The sequence below is a fragment of the Teredinibacter franksiae genome, from assembly GCF_014218805.1.
GTDB lineage: Bacteria > Pseudomonadota > Gammaproteobacteria > Pseudomonadales > Cellvibrionaceae > Teredinibacter > Teredinibacter franksiae.
Genome location: NZ_JACJUV010000008.1, coordinates 606,084 through 621,659, shown reverse-complemented (window position 1 = coordinate 621,659; position 15,576 = coordinate 606,084). Strand labels below are relative to the sequence as shown.

At 43.6% G+C, this 15,576-nt stretch carries 14 protein-coding genes and 1 pseudogene; 6 read left to right on the top strand and 9 right to left on the bottom strand.

What is annotated here, in order from left to right:
- Positions 1-33 precede the first annotated feature (33 nt).
- On the top strand, positions 34-819 hold the full coding sequence (locus tag H5336_RS22300; RefSeq protein WP_185236641.1) for a hypothetical protein: 786 nt from the start codon (positions 34-36) through the stop codon (positions 817-819).
- 171 nt (positions 820-990) lie between these two features.
- On the opposite strand, the gene H5336_RS23700 is transcribed toward H5336_RS22300, so the two are convergent.
- Together H5336_RS23700 and H5336_RS23695 are read right to left on the bottom strand one after the other, a co-directional pair.
- Positions 991-1,272: a hypothetical protein gene (locus H5336_RS23700; protein ID WP_313558324.1), complete on the bottom strand. Its 282-nt coding sequence runs from the start codon at positions 1,270-1,272 to the stop codon at positions 991-993.
- Positions 1,273-1,314: 42 nt separating this feature from the next.
- Complete coding sequence (locus tag H5336_RS23695) at positions 1,315-1,662, bottom strand: hypothetical protein (RefSeq protein WP_313558321.1); 348 nt, start codon at positions 1,660-1,662, stop codon at positions 1,315-1,317.
- A gap of 1,970 nt (positions 1,663-3,632) precedes the next feature.
- Between H5336_RS23695 and H5336_RS22290 the strand changes: the two genes are divergently transcribed.
- The gene (locus H5336_RS22290; RefSeq protein WP_185236640.1) at positions 3,633-4,025 is read left to right on the top strand and encodes an IS1096 element passenger TnpR family protein; all 393 of its coding nucleotides are present in this window, start codon (positions 3,633-3,635) and stop codon (positions 4,023-4,025) included.
- Positions 4,026-4,789: 764 nt separating this feature from the next.
- Here H5336_RS22290 and H5336_RS22285 read toward each other — a convergent pair.
- Positions 4,790-5,341, bottom strand: a pseudogene (locus H5336_RS22285) (IS30 family transposase); the annotation flags it as partial.
- Between the two features lie 21 nt (positions 5,342-5,362).
- A complete protein-coding gene (locus H5336_RS22280) occupies positions 5,363-5,782 on the bottom strand; it encodes a helix-turn-helix domain-containing protein (RefSeq protein ID WP_185236639.1) in 420 nt (139 codons plus the stop codon).
- Positions 5,783-5,947: 165 nt separating this feature from the next.
- Between H5336_RS22280 and H5336_RS22275 the strand changes: the two genes are divergently transcribed.
- The 4 genes from H5336_RS22275 to rho all read left to right on the top strand — a co-directional run bounded on the left by H5336_RS22275 (position 5,948) and on the right by rho (position 9,978).
- Positions 5,948-6,955: a transposase gene (locus H5336_RS22275; RefSeq protein WP_185236690.1), complete on the top strand. Its 1,008-nt coding sequence runs from the start codon at positions 5,948-5,950 to the stop codon at positions 6,953-6,955.
- 334 nt (positions 6,956-7,289) lie between these two features.
- Complete coding sequence (locus tag H5336_RS22270; RefSeq protein WP_185236638.1) at positions 7,290-8,141, top strand: M90 family metallopeptidase; 852 nt, start codon at positions 7,290-7,292, stop codon at positions 8,139-8,141.
- Positions 8,142-8,219: 78 nt separating this feature from the next.
- The gene (locus H5336_RS22265) at positions 8,220-8,651 is read left to right on the top strand and encodes a hypothetical protein (RefSeq protein ID WP_185236637.1); all 432 of its coding nucleotides are present in this window, start codon (positions 8,220-8,222) and stop codon (positions 8,649-8,651) included.
- Positions 8,652-9,015: 364 nt separating this feature from the next.
- On the top strand, positions 9,016-9,978 hold the full coding sequence (rho, locus tag H5336_RS22260; RefSeq protein ID WP_185236636.1) for a transcription termination factor Rho: 963 nt from the start codon (positions 9,016-9,018) through the stop codon (positions 9,976-9,978).
- Positions 9,979-10,548: 570 nt separating this feature from the next.
- Here the strand turns inward: rho and H5336_RS22255 are convergent.
- From H5336_RS22255 to tnpC, 5 genes are all read right to left on the bottom strand, one after another.
- On the bottom strand, positions 10,549-10,737 hold the full coding sequence (locus tag H5336_RS22255) for a rubredoxin (RefSeq protein ID WP_185236635.1): 189 nt from the start codon (positions 10,735-10,737) through the stop codon (positions 10,549-10,551).
- Positions 10,731-11,891: a CapA family protein gene (locus H5336_RS22250; RefSeq protein WP_185236634.1), complete on the bottom strand. Its 1,161-nt coding sequence runs from the start codon at positions 11,889-11,891 to the stop codon at positions 10,731-10,733. Before H5336_RS22250 ends, H5336_RS22255 begins: the two co-directional genes overlap by 7 nt.
- The gene (locus tag H5336_RS22245) at positions 11,891-12,646 is read right to left on the bottom strand and encodes a hypothetical protein (protein ID WP_185236633.1); all 756 of its coding nucleotides are present in this window, start codon (positions 12,644-12,646) and stop codon (positions 11,891-11,893) included. Before H5336_RS22245 ends, H5336_RS22250 begins: the two co-directional genes overlap by 1 nt.
- 64 nt (positions 12,647-12,710) lie before the next feature.
- Complete coding sequence (locus H5336_RS22240; protein ID WP_185236632.1) at positions 12,711-13,478, bottom strand: hypothetical protein; 768 nt, start codon at positions 13,476-13,478, stop codon at positions 12,711-12,713.
- 440 nt (positions 13,479-13,918) lie between these two features.
- On the bottom strand, positions 13,919-15,556 hold the full coding sequence (gene tnpC, locus H5336_RS22235) for an IS66 family transposase (protein WP_221628031.1): 1,638 nt from the start codon (positions 15,554-15,556) through the stop codon (positions 13,919-13,921).
- Positions 15,557-15,576 lie beyond the last annotated feature (20 nt).

Here is a 15,576-nt window from a genome sequence, read left to right as displayed (position 1 = left end):
CACTCCGGCTTGGCCGCAGGTGAGCCGAGCGTTATGAATCACCGGTTAGGTCGATTGGAGCAAATATTTATGACACGGAATACATTTTTGTTGCTTGGAATATTTTTCGTGTCAACCGAGGCGGCTGCGGTTAAAGTAGAAATTCCTAAGCTTGTATTTGAGTATGGTATTGTTTCAGATTCTAAATGCAAGAGGTTAGCTACCGATTTGACTGCGCGTGGCTCTACGCGTGAAGATGTCATGAAAGAAGCAATCTCTCTCACACCCATATTGCAGGGGCAGTGGGATACAGAGGGCGCTGAGTTACTTTCGGCGTTGATTAGCATTGTTGGTAGAGAGTACTCCCGAAGGGAGTTGACGGTTTACACTTCTGTGTGTGGTTACGGGTCTAGAAGTAGCCCGTTAGTAGTAAGTATAAGAAGCCATATGGGTAGAATAAAGAATATGCGATCCCCTATATCAGCCAATATTCCTTTGGTATTGCACGAATTTACTCACAAGTATTTAGTGGAGTCGTTCGATTATAGTAAGTCATCTATTCTCAAAGAGTTTTCAGATTCTCCTGCATTATTTAAAAATCACATCCACTTGATGGCACTAATCAAGGCGTCGATGGTAAGGGCAGGTAAAGATGACATGATCGAGCCTTTTGTTCAGTCCCTCAAAGGAAGGGCGTACATCAACGCTTGGAAAGTGGGTACTTTAAATAAGTACTATTCGAGACTAATCAAAGAGGTTAAGAGTTTGAGTGGCAGCAATGAAAAATATTGGTTCTTTGACCCTATAGAGAATTCAGAGAATATTGGACAGCCACGCTAAGAAAAATGCGATCGAGTTTGTTTCGAGGGTTTCCGGTTAATTCGTTGTTTTTGTTCTCGGTTGGCTACGAGTATTGTTTTGGCGCGATATGTTTTGTTTCGCCAAGTTTTGAACGAGACTAATTCTTTCTAAAGAAGAAAGTGAGGCGGGGCTTAATATCGGTTGGGAGTGTTAGTGGAGTATCGCTTCACAATTGGCGTAAGCCGGCCTTCTTTGCAGCCCTAATGCCTTTGTTGCAAGCATAAGCTTCTCCTTACAGCCAACCAAACTTTTGAATTTGGATTCAAACTGGGTGGTCAGTACAAGCCATTCGCGGCTGGAGATATTGAGGCGCTCAAGAATAGGAGGTAAGTTGTTGTCGATAAAGCCACGTTTGTCTTCACGAATAGCCCTGCCGGTAATATCTACAAGCTGCACGTAATCTTGTAGATGAAAGGGTAGGCCCTGGGGCATGGGTTCTCTTGGGTTACCCACAAATTCGGGGAGCTTTAACGGTTATGGGTTATCTGTTTCTAGGGTATCAATACGGCGTTTTATTGAGGTGTGGTCAGAGCTTTCTGGGGTTTTTGCCATTTTGGCTCGAATGGGGTTTAAATCCACATAGGCCATACAGGCGGCTAAGGCTTTTTCATCGAGCAACGCTTGTGATTTAAACCGGCGCTGACCAACATGGATGTTGGAAATGCAGGTTTTGCAGGAGCAAAAACCTGCCCAGAAGCGCCCTGTACATTGATCTTCGGCGTTTGCCATACGGGCAATGGGCTCGTTTAAGGCCCACATCCAGCGGCTGATATTGGCTAATTCAAGGCGCCATTGGTCGAGCTTTTCCTTGACGGCGAGCACCTAGGCTTCGTCGACTAGTTCACCCTTTAAAAATTTCTGAGTTAAGAGGGTGCCTTTGTAAAGCTTGTGCCAGCGTTCGCATACTTCTAGGTCCCTTAGGCTTTGGGCTTCAGCCATATTGATGTGTAGCACCCATGGTGGTGGTTGCTCATTACCGCATAGGCACACACGTCAATGCAGAAAACCTCCCCCACAAATAGAATACGGTCTTCAACCCATTGACGGCGGTATTCGTCATCTTTGCCTGTTAGCGCATCAAGGCCACAGAGAAAGGCTCTGCGTACACAGCGAGAGGTACACGACTGCAGGACGCAGAGCGACGCAGGATGCCAAAGCCGAGTGGTAGTAGGGTGTGGCTTCTAGGGATATTTGTTGCTTCCTTGGGCGGGGCACGGCTCGTTCTTTGAGTTTATTTTTGCTGTTGTAATGTACAGTGGTTTGCGGCGGGGTTCAAGTGTTAGTGTGGGTGTCCGAAAGCGTTGTTGGAGTTGTTCGAATTTGTCGTATTTAGTTTTGAATTTACGTTTTTCTTGCGAATTCATGGTACTTTCCTCTTTAAAAAACAGCACATCAGAAGTTGAGGCGCCTAAGGAAAGTTTTGATTACAATGGGGGTTCTTGCCGCGTAGCGGCTTTGTTCAACAAGCCGTTCCAGCCGATATTTTTTGCGTCGCTCCTTTTTGTGCTTAATAGCACAAACGGGCTCCTTCAAAAATTCGGCTGAACGGAGCGTTATGTTCTTTCATTAAGTTACAAATAGCAATCAAGGGAATAATGATATGAATAAAAAGATGTCAATATTGTTAGCTGCCATATGTCTATACGGATGTTCGGTGGAATCGTTGAAAAAGATGAACCTAGAGCATAAAGAGCATAGGTGGAAAAACTACGCGTCAGGTGAAATTGGTTGTTTGCCGGAAGATATAGAGGTTGTTGAAAAAACAGATGGGTATACGGAAACTTGGACTGCCTCCTGCAAAGGAGTTGACTATGTGTGTAACGCGCGCTCTGGAGGAAATGGAACAAATGTATCGTGCGCAAAGTTGGATCAGTAATTCGAGTAGTTCCGGAGGTCGTGGTCAAACATAACCATCTCAGCTGGCGGACTTCCGTTCCGGAGCTGGTTTTTTCTGTAAAACGCTACGCTACCGAAAAAAACTCCTGTACTCCAGCCTGCTGCTGCAGGGCGTTAGCTTCGTAAGAATAGAGTGAATATAGACTTTGTAGCAAAAAACCCGTGGCGGCTTGTTCTTGTTGAGAATGGTCCGTGGGATGATTTTGAAAAAGTTCTTTACAATATTCAAGACAAACTCAGCCAGTATGGCCTACACTTCGGCCGCTGCTGCAGGGCGTTAGGAAATAATTTATCGGAAGTATCAATGGTAAAGTTGTTTTTTGGTTTTCTAGCTGGATTAGTTGTTGCAAGCCTAGTGTTCACAGCGCTCTTGTATCGATCTTTTGGAAGTGCGGACTTACCGAATAGGCATTTAGTAAAACTAATGGAAAGCGCCAGTCTCAATATATCAGACGAAAATTGGAGTTGCGAAAGTTATGTTGAAAATAGTATCGGTCATGTTGCCTCAATGATATTTTCTGAAAATATACGAAGTAAGTGGGATCAAGTAAATTTCGGGTGCATAAACGAGTCTTGCCATTTCTCTTTAAATTACTGCAAGCTGTGGCAAAGTTCCGAGTGTTCCACGCTGATTTTGAGGTATGGTATAGATCAAGATTCAATGCCCATTGAGACAACTGCTCAATGTATCCTAATGCCATAGTAGTTGCCATACAAAGCCAGTAAATCTAACCTTGAACTTCCCCCGATTTAACGGGCACCACATCCTAACTAAGATAAATAATGCTACGCTATTTTGTGTTAATCGCTATCGCTCAAGCAATAACACAAAAAAGCTCCATACCAGCTGCGGCTGAAGCGGGCGTTTGCACCCCAATCAGTATAGAGAGGAATTCATGGAGATATTTACCTTAGAAGTTTCATTTCCATATAGTGAAGAGGATGTTCCTTGGGTTAGGATAATAGAAGTAACAGAGTGCTTTACTCTTAGTCAATTGCATAACTATATTCAAGAGATAGTGGCCTTTGATGATGATCACTTGCATGAATTTTATCTTGGAAAGAATCCGAGGAATAAGTCCGGTGCTATTCCGGAAAATGTGAAACTCAACGAAATATACCCCATTACTGGATTGAAATTATATTACCTGTTCGATTTTGGAGATTGCTGGCTCTTTCAAATAAAAAAATCAAGGAAACGGCTAGCCGCAGAAGCTAAAGTGAAGTATCCAAGAATTATTAAATCAACTGGCGTTAATCCAGAACAATATCCAGGCTATGAAGAGTGAAAATGTAAGCAAGCGACTGTGGTCACGGCCTAAACACTTCCCATGCTATTGGCCCCGAAATAGGATTGTTCCTTGGTGTTGCCTGGGCCCTCATAATTTAAGTGAAGGCGACTTTTTTTACTTTTGCGGCTTTATAGCCGCAACAGAATATCGGCGTTATCGTCTCTGCGTTCAAAGAGCAGGTGATTGTAGATGGTAATGGCGTGACGGATAACCTCGGTGATACTATTCGCGTCCGTTTCGTTTTTTAGCGGCTAATTAACAAATTTAGACAGTAACCGTAGATAAGCCGTTTGATAGCCATTGGAATTTTCAGTCACACTCCATGAATTCAATGGCCAACTGGTGTTGAAATCCTTATACGATTTTTGAGCTGGCTGCCCTTTCGGTGGGCTGGGCGCTTCGGCACCACATTCGGGGAATGGGTTGGCAGACGTGCAATTATTTGCGTCCCAGAAACAATAAAAGGACATCCAATAACTTGACAAGTCTTCCGGCCTCGCCAGCTTCAAGATTAAAGTGCACCGGCAGCACAAGTTAACTACTTTTTAGTTTCTGGATCAATGGTTTGCTTATACCAATCGACACTAAGAGATAGTTGTTTTGTGTTTTAGCTCTTGGGGCTTGCCGCCCCAAACCCCGCAGGTATTTTTGGACAAGTTAATCCTGCTGTACTACGCTAAATTAGCGGTACAGGCTGAGGAGCCGATGGCCGTGACAAGTTGAGGCCGACAGAAATTAATTTCTAGTCGGCCTTTTTCATTCTAGGCTGAGCTTATTGGAAGATCTTTGCGATACTGTTCGTATACTTCGAGTGGTGTTCGGTAATTAAGGCATTTTCTTGGGCGAGAGTTTAGAATATGTTCAATCTCTAATATTTTCTTATCTGAAATTTGAGTGATATCGGTCTTTTTGGGTAAGAAACGACGAATTAAGCCATTCACTTGTTCGACAGCACCTTTTTCCCATGAGTGGTAAGCCTGACAAAAAAACGAGTCGCATTTTAGCTGATCATTAGTTTTTAAGTGGTTAGAGTTTTCGGTTCCGTTGTCATAAGTAATGGATTTTACGAAATCGCATGGGTGGTGAATAAGCTTGTTTACAAGGGCCTTTTCCGTTTCTTCTGCCGTTTTTGCATTCAACTTAGTGATATGAACCATGCGAGTACAGCGCTCAATAACAACGTTACAGCCAGGTTTTTGACCTGCAGAGATGATGGAGTCACTTTCCCAGTGACCAAATTCAAGTCGGTCATTGATTATTTCGGGGCGCTCTAGGATGGATGTTTTGTTGTTGATTGCTTGCTTGTATTTTCTAGCAGGATATTTCTTTTTACGTTATTTGTGTTTTCGTGCCAAACAGGAAATTAGTTCAGGTGCTTCTTTGTAAATGTATTGGTAGATTGTTTCATGGCAAACATAGGGTAGAGTTTCATGGTGCTTTAAACGGCCTGAGATTAGCTCTGGTGTCCATCCTATCTTGAGTTTTTCAATGACGTAGACTTGAATGTTGCTACTTTTCAGGTTTTCCCGTTGCGCTCTAACCCTCATTTTCCGCTCATACATCGATTGGGCAAGGTGTGGGTACCAGGTTGGTACATAGTAGCTTGAGATATTGCGTTTCAGTTCTCGTGAAATTGTAGAGTGAGAACGACCGAGTCTGCGAGCAATCTCTCGAATGGGTATGCTGTGGTAGTGATGCCAATTAAACATTAATTGCCGTTCGTGAAGTGACAAATGTGAATAAAGAAGTCCCATATTTATCTCCAGTTATCAGATACTTAGAGTTTAGGTGGTGCACTTCGAATTTGAATAAGGCCTCTTGTAATTTATGCAACCATGACCCAAAGCCGCGAAACATTAATTTCTCTGGATTCAACGCCGTTTTACCATTGTTATGTACGCTGTGTTCGGCGTGCATATTTGTGTGGTGAAGATCATTCGACGGGTGAGAATTACGATCACCGTAAGCAGTGGATCGTATCTCGCTTGCGTTTTTTGTCGTATGTGTATGCGGTAGATGTGTGCGCTTATGCGGTAATGAGTAATCATTACCATGTGGTGCTGCATGCGGATAAGGCTAGGGCGCAGGCATGGAGTAATAAAGAAGTGGCCGAGCGCTGGATGCAGTTGTATAGCGGCCATATGCTGGTTGATCGTTGGCTGGGGAACCCGGAGGCTATAGATGTGGCTACGCAAGCGGTGGTGGATGAGATTATTGAGAAGTGGCGTAAACGCTTATACGATATCAGCTGGTTTTACCCAAAGGGCACGCTGATGCGCGGCGTTAATGAAACCATAGCCCGTATGGCCAACGAGGAAGAAAACTGTAAAGGCCGGTTTTGGGAGGGGCGTTTTAAAAGTCAGGCCCTATTGGATGAGGCCGCACTACTAAGCTGCATGACCTATGTCGACCTCAACCCCATTCGGGCGGCGATGGAAACAGATCTTATGGAGAGTGATTTCACCTCCATACAGCAGCGTTTATTCGATTACGTAAAATACAAAAATACCAAATCTAAAGACGAGCAGAAATTGAATGCTCGTATTCAAAAGCAGCGTGAAATTAAAGCTGAAATGGGTTTGGATGCCTTACCCGAGGCGCCGTTAATGCCCTTTGATGGTTCCTCCCATACCGATACTCACCATGCCTTACCCTTTACCCGTGAAGATTATTTTGAGTTGGTGGATACCACCGGCCGTATTCTGCGAGACGATAAACGCGGGGCTATTGCCAGCGAACTTCCGGCTATTGTGTCGAGGTTGGGTATTAATCCAAATAAATGGATCGACCACGTTCAAAACTTTGGTCGCCGTTACGGTTCCAGTGCTGGTTCGGTGGCGCGCATGGCCGATTATGCGCAGATGTTTGAGCGTAATTGCGGCAAGGGTGTGGCGTGTTCGCAAGCACTTTATTTAAATACGGGTTAGCCCCCCTTTGCAATTGATAGCATTACAGAGGGATGCCTATAGGAAATCCGCAAACAACACTTTTTGTCTGCTCAAGATGAGGTGGATGTTTTTTATCGCGGATTGAAGTATAAATGGCGCCAGTCTTAGCTGTCACATCCGCATATCTGAGCGTTTTCCGCTTCTCCCTATCTTGTACAGCCCTACTTACCGTGGCGAAACGCGCCATATGCTTTACCAGCCTGTGTCGATGTATAATGACCGCTAAGGCGGCTTTTGCTATTTCTGCGTAGGGTGTGCCTATTTTAGGGCACATTGTAAAAGTTGGTAAAACGTTATTTTTAAGGTAAATATTATGCTGGGTTGGGTCAAACGTGTGGTTAGCGCTTTCTTTGGTTTAGGGGCTAAGAACACAGTTAATGAAGTATCGACCGTTTGGTTACCGGAATGGACGGCGTTTTTGTTGGCGAAAGTCGCTTTTTATCGCGTGTTAACAGAGGATGACAAAAACCTGTTTAATCAGCGGGTATTGCTTTTTTTAAGTACAACCCGTGTTGAATCTGGCCAGTTTGAGGTCTCTGATAATGACCGTTTATTGGTTGCCGCTAGCGCCATTATTCCTGTGTGGGGGTTCAAAAAATGGCACTATTTTAACCTTGAAACGGTGTACTTACTGCCAGCGGCATTTAATGAAGATATTGAGTTTGGTCAGCCTAGTTCGCGTATTACCGGCATGGTGGGCTCCGGTAAAATGGCCAATAAGCTTGTGCTTAGCCGACCTGCCTTATACCAGGGTTTTGAAAATACTAAAGACAAGCATAATGTGGGTATTCATGAGTTTGTGCATCTAATTGATATGATGGACGGTGAATGTGACGGTTACCCTGAACGTCTAAAAGAGCATGCGTTCTCTATCCCTTGGTTTGAATTGGTGGCTGCAAAGATAAAGGCTATCCATGCCCGAAAAAGTAATATTCGTGACTATGGTGCAACCAATAGGGCAGAGTTTTTTGCGGTGGCTTCGGAGTATTTTTTTGAACGGCCTAAAATGCTTAAAAATAAGCACCCGCATTTATTTGATGCGCTTAGCGAATTTTATCAGCAGGATGTTTTACGTATCGAGCAGGATGTACAGCCAAAGCGCAACGCGGCCTGTATCTGTGGCAGTGGTAAAAAGTATAAGCGCTGTTGTCTCCCCGCGAGCTAGTTTTATAACTTATATTCAGCCTGTGCTTTTGGTTTTGAGAAAAACGGATAACCAATATTATCCAAAGGTAATCATTTTATGAACGTCACAATTGACGGATATGTAAGTTATATATGCACCCACTGTAAAGAAACCTATAACGTTGAGGGAAAGTCTTTAGCGTTCCACGAGGATACTAGCCCAGAATCTGAAGATGATGAATTTATACGCTATATCGCCCGGTTAGATGCCCCTTGCACGTCATGTACTCAAGGTATGCTTATTACATTAGAGGTTTGGGAGCACCCAGAATCTGTCGCTAACTATTCCTATTATTCCGGTGGAAATGTTAGCGCAGTAGAGTGTGAGTTCACCATAGAGCACTATTTTGATGACGAAGTAGCGATGAAAGAAGGCGACCACGGCGAGCCTGAAAAAGACCCATCAAGCGAAGATGACGCGGATGAAAAAGTTTTCAACGAGGCCTCTAAGGTAGAGGGTTATACCGATCAATATGATCATGAAGATTAGTTTTTTTAGTCGACCATTGAATTCCTTTACTTATAAGTAGGCTGTGGGGCATCGCTATTAAGGATTGTTGGCCTCTGCATGGCCTGGCAAGCGTTAATGCAAGGCGGTCTCGGCAGTGATATATTGGCAGAATGTTGGGGTTGGGGGTCATTTTCATGATGATTAATGATGTTTTTTGCTTGCCATAGACAAAATAGCACAGCGCCCTATTAAGGGGGGCTTAGCCTATTAGGTTGTGGGTATTCTGCAGCTGTGTGATGTAATAAGAGTGTATCGATTACACCAAATTTTCTGTATATGGCAGGTTAGGTGACTTTAAAAGCGTCGAAAAATACATAATTTCCTAGAACTGTAAACTGATATCATGACGAAAAAAACATTAAGATTGAAGGTAAAAAGAAACAAAGACCCTAAACCAGCTGATGACGTGGTTAAGGATGGATCTGATGAAAAAGACCCTCAAAAGCGTTTTTTGAATTGCGTAGCCATAAACCCCTCTCCGTGCATTCACCTAGAGTCAGGTTCTCAGCAACTTACCATACGCGCGATAGACTTGATTGCGCCGGTCGGTATGGGCCAGCGTGGATTGATTGTTGCGCCACCAGGCTCTGGGAAATCGACCATTTTAAAACACATTTGCCAGGCGGTAGGAGAAGCCTACCCTGAGATAAAGCTTTATGCCTTGCTTATTGACGAGCGACCGGAAGAAGTGACCGATTTTAAGCGCAGTGTACCGGCAGAAGTACACGCCTCTTCTTCGGACGAAAGCTATGCTCAACACGTTCGTGTGGCTGACGATCTTCTTAATATCGCCCGCCGACAAGCCGGTGAAGGCCACAATGTAATGATTGTTATTGATTCCCTTACAAGGCTTTCGCGAGTACATAATGCAGAGCGAAGGGGTAGCGGTCGTACCATGTCGGGAGGGCTTGACGCTAGAGCCATGGAAATTCCCCGAAGACTGTTTGGCGCCGCTAGAAAGATTGAGAATGGCGGGTCGCTTACCATTTTAGCGACCATACTGGTCGATACCGGCAGCCAGATGGACCAAGTAATATTTGAAGAGTTTAAGGGCACGGGTAATATGGAAATAGTTTTATCTCGGGAGATTGCGAATCAACGGGTTTTTCCGGCGCTGGATATTGCTAAAAGTAGTACGCGCCGTGAAGAGCTTCTTATTAGTCCGAAAACTATCGAAAATGTAAGAGTTTTAAGAAGGGCTCTTTCAAACCTTAAACCTTTAGATGGGGCAACTAAACTAGTTGAATTACTAAAAAAATACCCTACAAATGCAGAGCTACTGAGCCATTTTTCGCCCCAAGTTTAATGCTTTTCCTTCCAGGTTTTTTCATTTTCGCTGAAAGTGTTTTTGGTTCTTTTTTAGACGATTGCAGTATTAATGCTTAATATCTAAAGCGCCTATTGAAAACCCATTGTCGTGCGGTAAGTGAATCAATATGGGTTCTGTAGAAAAGATTTTTTTATTTTTATATGCATCGTTAGTTGCAGCTAAGGATTTTTTCTTCCTGGTATTTAAGTCTTAGTGAATAGGCGAAAAAGTAGCTGGTGCCTATTATGCTATTGGGCAGCAAAAGAAGTAATGGATTTTCTGAGCCAATGGCTAAATGTGCTAACAAAAAAAGTAGAAGCGCTAGTGAATAGGGCCCAATGGCAGCTACTGGAACCTGCCAAGGCGGAGCTAGGGCACTAAAAGTCTTCTCTACTAGCCCAGCCACCAATAAACCGCCGATAAAGCTACATACTACTTGTGTCAGTACAGATTGCCATAGACGGTTAGAGTCCTGGTTGATGTAAAGTGCCCAGCCGCCATAAAATAGTGCGGATATTGTAGCTGTAAAAACGGTGCGCTTTGTAGAGGATTCTGCCATTTCTGAATTCAGTTGTTGTGTGGCTCAAAGAACTCTTGCCCTACTTGGCAGTCGGGGCATACCCAGTCTTCTGGCAATTCACTAAAAGGTGTTCCGGGCTTAATTCCATCCCGAGCGGAACCTTTACTTTTATCGTAAAGGTAGCCGCAAATGCCACACTCCCATATTTCGTCTCTAATATTGTTTTCTATTAGCATGCCTGGCTCCACCTGTTGTCGCTTTGTAAGTTTTTTCTTTCCATTACTTTGTTAATGCGGGTTTCTGCGGCTAACTTTACGTCGCAAGACATTTCTTCAAGGGGTACTATAGAAATAGTGTCCCCATGATGGTGCTGATAAAAGTAGTGAATTTTAAAGCTGGAAATTGAAGTTTTTGTATCTGTATCCATGCTCTTGGTAAGGTGTAGCTCAAGTAGTGGAATTATTTTCACCGGTTTTGCTACACCGAGGCCACAAAAATTCCCAAGAGAATAGAAACAATACCTATCGTCGAATATTTCGTATGGTTGGAGTACATGCGGGTGTGAGCCTACCAATAAGTCAAATCCAATTTGTGAGAAAATATTTCCCGATTTTCTGGTATTTTTTTTCGGGAAGTGTTGGAATTCAAACTCCCAGTGTGGCAATCCAATAACGAAATCAACGGCATTTTCTTGTTTAAATCGATTGATGTCCGTGTGGTTGATATCTGAAGGAATAATGACCGGTTGTACTGTGCTGTTTAGGTCTCGATTAAGCCAATGTGTCCATCCGGCTACGGCAATTTTAATTCCTTGAGTTTCAATGATTCTAAAAGGGGATGTGAAATCGCGATGACCAACGTGGTTTACTCCGAGCGCTTCAAGTAAATGGATAGATGTATTGAATCCGTCTACACCCATGTCGCCGGAATGATTGTTGGCGTTGGTTAACACCCATTTTTTAAAAGGTAGGCCTATCTGTTTTTGAATATTCAAAAGAAATTCGACGGGCATATGAAATCTAAAGGCGTACTTTTTGTCGCTTACTGGCTTGTGATTGCCAAGGGGGGCTTCCAAGTTTGCGATAAATAAATCACTGCTAGAAATAAGATTACATAATTTGGGGCTTAAGACGGGCGGTTTATCACCGTTAAGCACCATTATATCTCCGGCGAAGAGTAATTTAATATCGCCTTTTTTTATGGGGACAAAAGTATTGAAAGAATCGCTCTTTATCTTTATTCCACTGTGATTACGCACCGACGGATTCTTAAAGTACCATGGCCAACGCAGCGTGTAATGCAAGGGGTAGGGGGAGTTTTTTATGGAATCCCACAATCCATTGAGCTTGCCATCAAAAAATGGGCGATGTTTTGTATCGTTGGCGCTCATTATTCTGCCTCGCTCGCCTTTTTAGTGGCGAAAAATGGCAGAGGCTTAGGCATCATTTTTTTAAACATAAGCGTTAAATCGTTTCTGAAATCACCCGATAACATGCAGTAGCTGTGGTCACCCCGACTAGGTATAGAGAAGCTTATGCCTAGGTCGGTGATTGCAAACTTCCTTAATTTTTTGAAAACGCCTAGTTTGGTGTATCCAATATAGTGTCTGTAGTCTGTGAAGCATAAAATATTAAGGCCAGCGAAGATGATTAATGCCTGCACTACACCTTTGTAGGGGGTTTTGCGTGCAACAATTAAACGCGAAAACTCGACTGTAGTTTCAGCACACAGATTATTTAGTGAATTGTTGTGGTCTTCCGAGCTGAGAAAGCAGGAGAATTCGTATGGTGCGGCTGTGAATCGAATAGTGGCGATAGCTTTTTCTGCGTCCCAAAGACCAAATACTACTGACCTAGAATCGTATAGGTCCGTTCCGTCTTTATTCAGTACGTCCATCATATACGGCAGTATTTCTGTATATTCAGATAGCCTTAGCGCACGGATTTTTTCCCATTTCTCACGATTATCAACAATACCAAACGTTAGCTTATGTTTTTCTGGGCCTCTCATATAGCGTTTGGCAATCGAGTGCAAAATTGGCAACATTATAGCTTTGAGTACGGGGTTACCCATACGCCGCTTTGTGTTGCACATCATATTCAGGCCCGTAGGCAAAATGGAGGCGTGGTTGGAAATAGTCGTCATGGCGAACTCGTAAAATATAGCCGAAGGGGAGCCATACTGGCGTTAGCCAGTATGGCCAAATATTTTATGCGTTAGCCGCTTGGGCAAAATTTACCGCTGCAATTGGGGCCTGCATAAGAGGGTTTGCCTCTTTTTTACCGGCGGTAGACTGATAAACTTCTACTAGGTAAGCGCAAAACAGGCCAAAAATACGGTCAAAATGTTTGTTTAGTTTCTCGATATCTTCTGCTGAGTGCACCGTGGTCATTAATGTGTCCCACACGAAGCCAGAGTGATCTTCTTCAAGGTCCAAGTTTACATGGGCACGAGCGCCCGCTACTGATTTCTCACCTAATTTACTTTGCAAGTTGTCTAGCCACTCGGGTTGAGTTCTGGCGGTCACATATTCAAGTAAATAGGCAGAGGCAATGGCTGCCATTGGGCCTTCATATTCAAGGTGGAAGTAAAAGTATCCATTCAATAATTGGGTGGCGAATAGAGGCTCGTGAGCCATTACTTCTTCAAAGGTTAATCCCCATAGACGCTCGATGTCTTTGGCGAACATGTGCCCATGAAGCATTTCATCGTCGGTATAGTTTGCCCAGTCTTTTGCTGCTTTAGGATTGTTTTTGGTGAAATAATGGATGACTAATGCATCAATAGTGCGTTTCAGTTTTATGCGTATAGGTGTTTCAATGCTGTGGCGTTTGTAGTATTCCATATCTATTTCGTCAGCATCTTTTTGATGGCTGGCGTAGGGGATTTCACTATATATTCGCTCGATAAAACCATCCAGTTTTGCATCAGTAGTGAGTCTTAATCTATCGTAATTTATGTTGAATTCTACGTCCATTTTTGTTGCTCGCCGTTTTTCTAGGTTTATATGGAATGGAAAATGAGATGGCGATAATACATAGAATGAATGTTGGTCAATATAATATGTGATCATCTCATCGTTACAATGTGACGTAGGCGAATAAATGTGGCTGATGAAACACTGATGAAAAATGTGACAGAAAACTGGTGCGCCAACAAGGCGATGTGCGTGCCTTGCTGTGAATACATTACACAAGATAATCCGATTTATCACTTTAGTAATCATTAGCTTTAGTTATTAAATATTGTGGTGAACAATAGATTACCGGTCATTGCGGAATGATGCGCGCCAAATTATAAAGCTAAAGGTTTATATGATATGAACGGATTTCTACTAGGGAAAATACCGTCTATTACGGAGTACTTTTATTGGATGAACGAGAGGGTTGCTTTCGATATAAAGTAAGCGCCCATTAACTAGGGTGTCTTGACATCCTTACATTTAAAATTCCACGGCAATAATTTTTCAAGATCCTCCATCGTCTCTGCGTAAGGCAATTTTTTCAACATATCCTTAAAATAACCATAAGGCTCAAGCCCATTCGCTTTTGCCGTTTCAATTAAACTGTAGTAAATCGCGCTGGCATTTGCCCCTTTCGGAGTATCACTAAAAAGCCAATTACGTCGACCAACACAAAAAGGTCGTATGGCGTTTTCCGCTAGAATATTGCTGATGGGGATTTCCCCCTGCTCGCAGTATAAGGTCAGCTTTTCCCACTGGTTTAAGGTGTAGCTAATAGCTTTCCACGTTAATCCTTCTTTTGATACCCGACTTTCATTTTTTTCTAGCCAAGTTTTTAGTGTGTTGAGTAAAGGGACGCTTTCCTGCTGTCGGGTTTGGATTTTTTCTTCGGCTGTTTTGCCTTGTATCTGGCGCTCAACCAGATAAAGCTTGTTGATAAGCGATAATCCCATGCGGGCCTTGCTGGGAGCTCTCGATTTTGCGTTAGCTTTTAAATCTTTGCTTGCTGCTTTTTCGGCTTCGTCAAACTTGCGGCGTGCATGATCCCAGCACCCAGCATGTTGGAGTTTCTGCTTTTTCACCACAGCATTGTAGCCAGCATAACCATCAGTTTGCAGAGCGCCATTAAACCCTTCTAACAGGCGCAACGGCACATCCTTACTTCGAGATGGATCATACTCAAACAAAACACTGGGATGATCTGGAGGCCCTCCACGGGTTAACCACATCCACTTGTCACTGGTTGCGCTCCGACCGGGTTCTTTGAGCACCTGAACGCGGGTCTCATCGGCTTGTATAAGATCACCATTCCATTGATGCTCTCGCATTAGCTTGATTAGCGGAGCAAGCTGTAACGATAAACGTATTAGCCAATTGGCCAGTGTAGTGCGTGTAACACTGCCACCATAGCGCCCCAAAATGCCTTCTAAACGATAGAGTGGCAACGCATCCATGTATTTAGCAGTAATGATGTAGGCCAATGTGTTGGTGCTGGCAACAGCTTTCGGTAGCGGGTGTTTAGGTAAGGGGGCAGAAACAATTCTACGCTTATTTTCTCCGCCAATATTTTTATCTTCGTCGTCGATAAAAATCGCTTTTTCTTGCATCAGTTCAATCACTTGAACCTGTGCCGGGATAATATCCAGCTCTTCTTTAACTTTGACAAAGTAGGTGTCGATAGCGCCGTCTTTTGCCTCATCACTGAGTTCAATGCGGTGCTGAACACGCGGTATAGTGGGATTTAGCCCTTTGCGGCCCGAGGGCTTTTTCTTCTTGGGCTCATCATCGGCTTCCTGCTCAACCTCTATGGCTTCTGCTTCATCAAACATCCCCAGCTGATTAGGCTGTTGCTCGCTACTGCGGCCATACAGTTTTTGTTTTTGTTGCCGAAGCAGCTCTTCCAGTACGGCAATTCGAGCTTTTTGCGACTGTATGACTTGAGTTTTTTTGCCAATGACCTGATCTTTTTCGTCAAGTAGATTTTCTTTTTGTTCGAGCTGCGTATTTTTTTCCAGCAGCAGATCGCGCCACGAACCTTCATCAAAAGTGGAGTCGCTATCGCTTACATTCTGAGTATTTGGAGGTGAAGTCATGGCGTGGATTATACCAAATT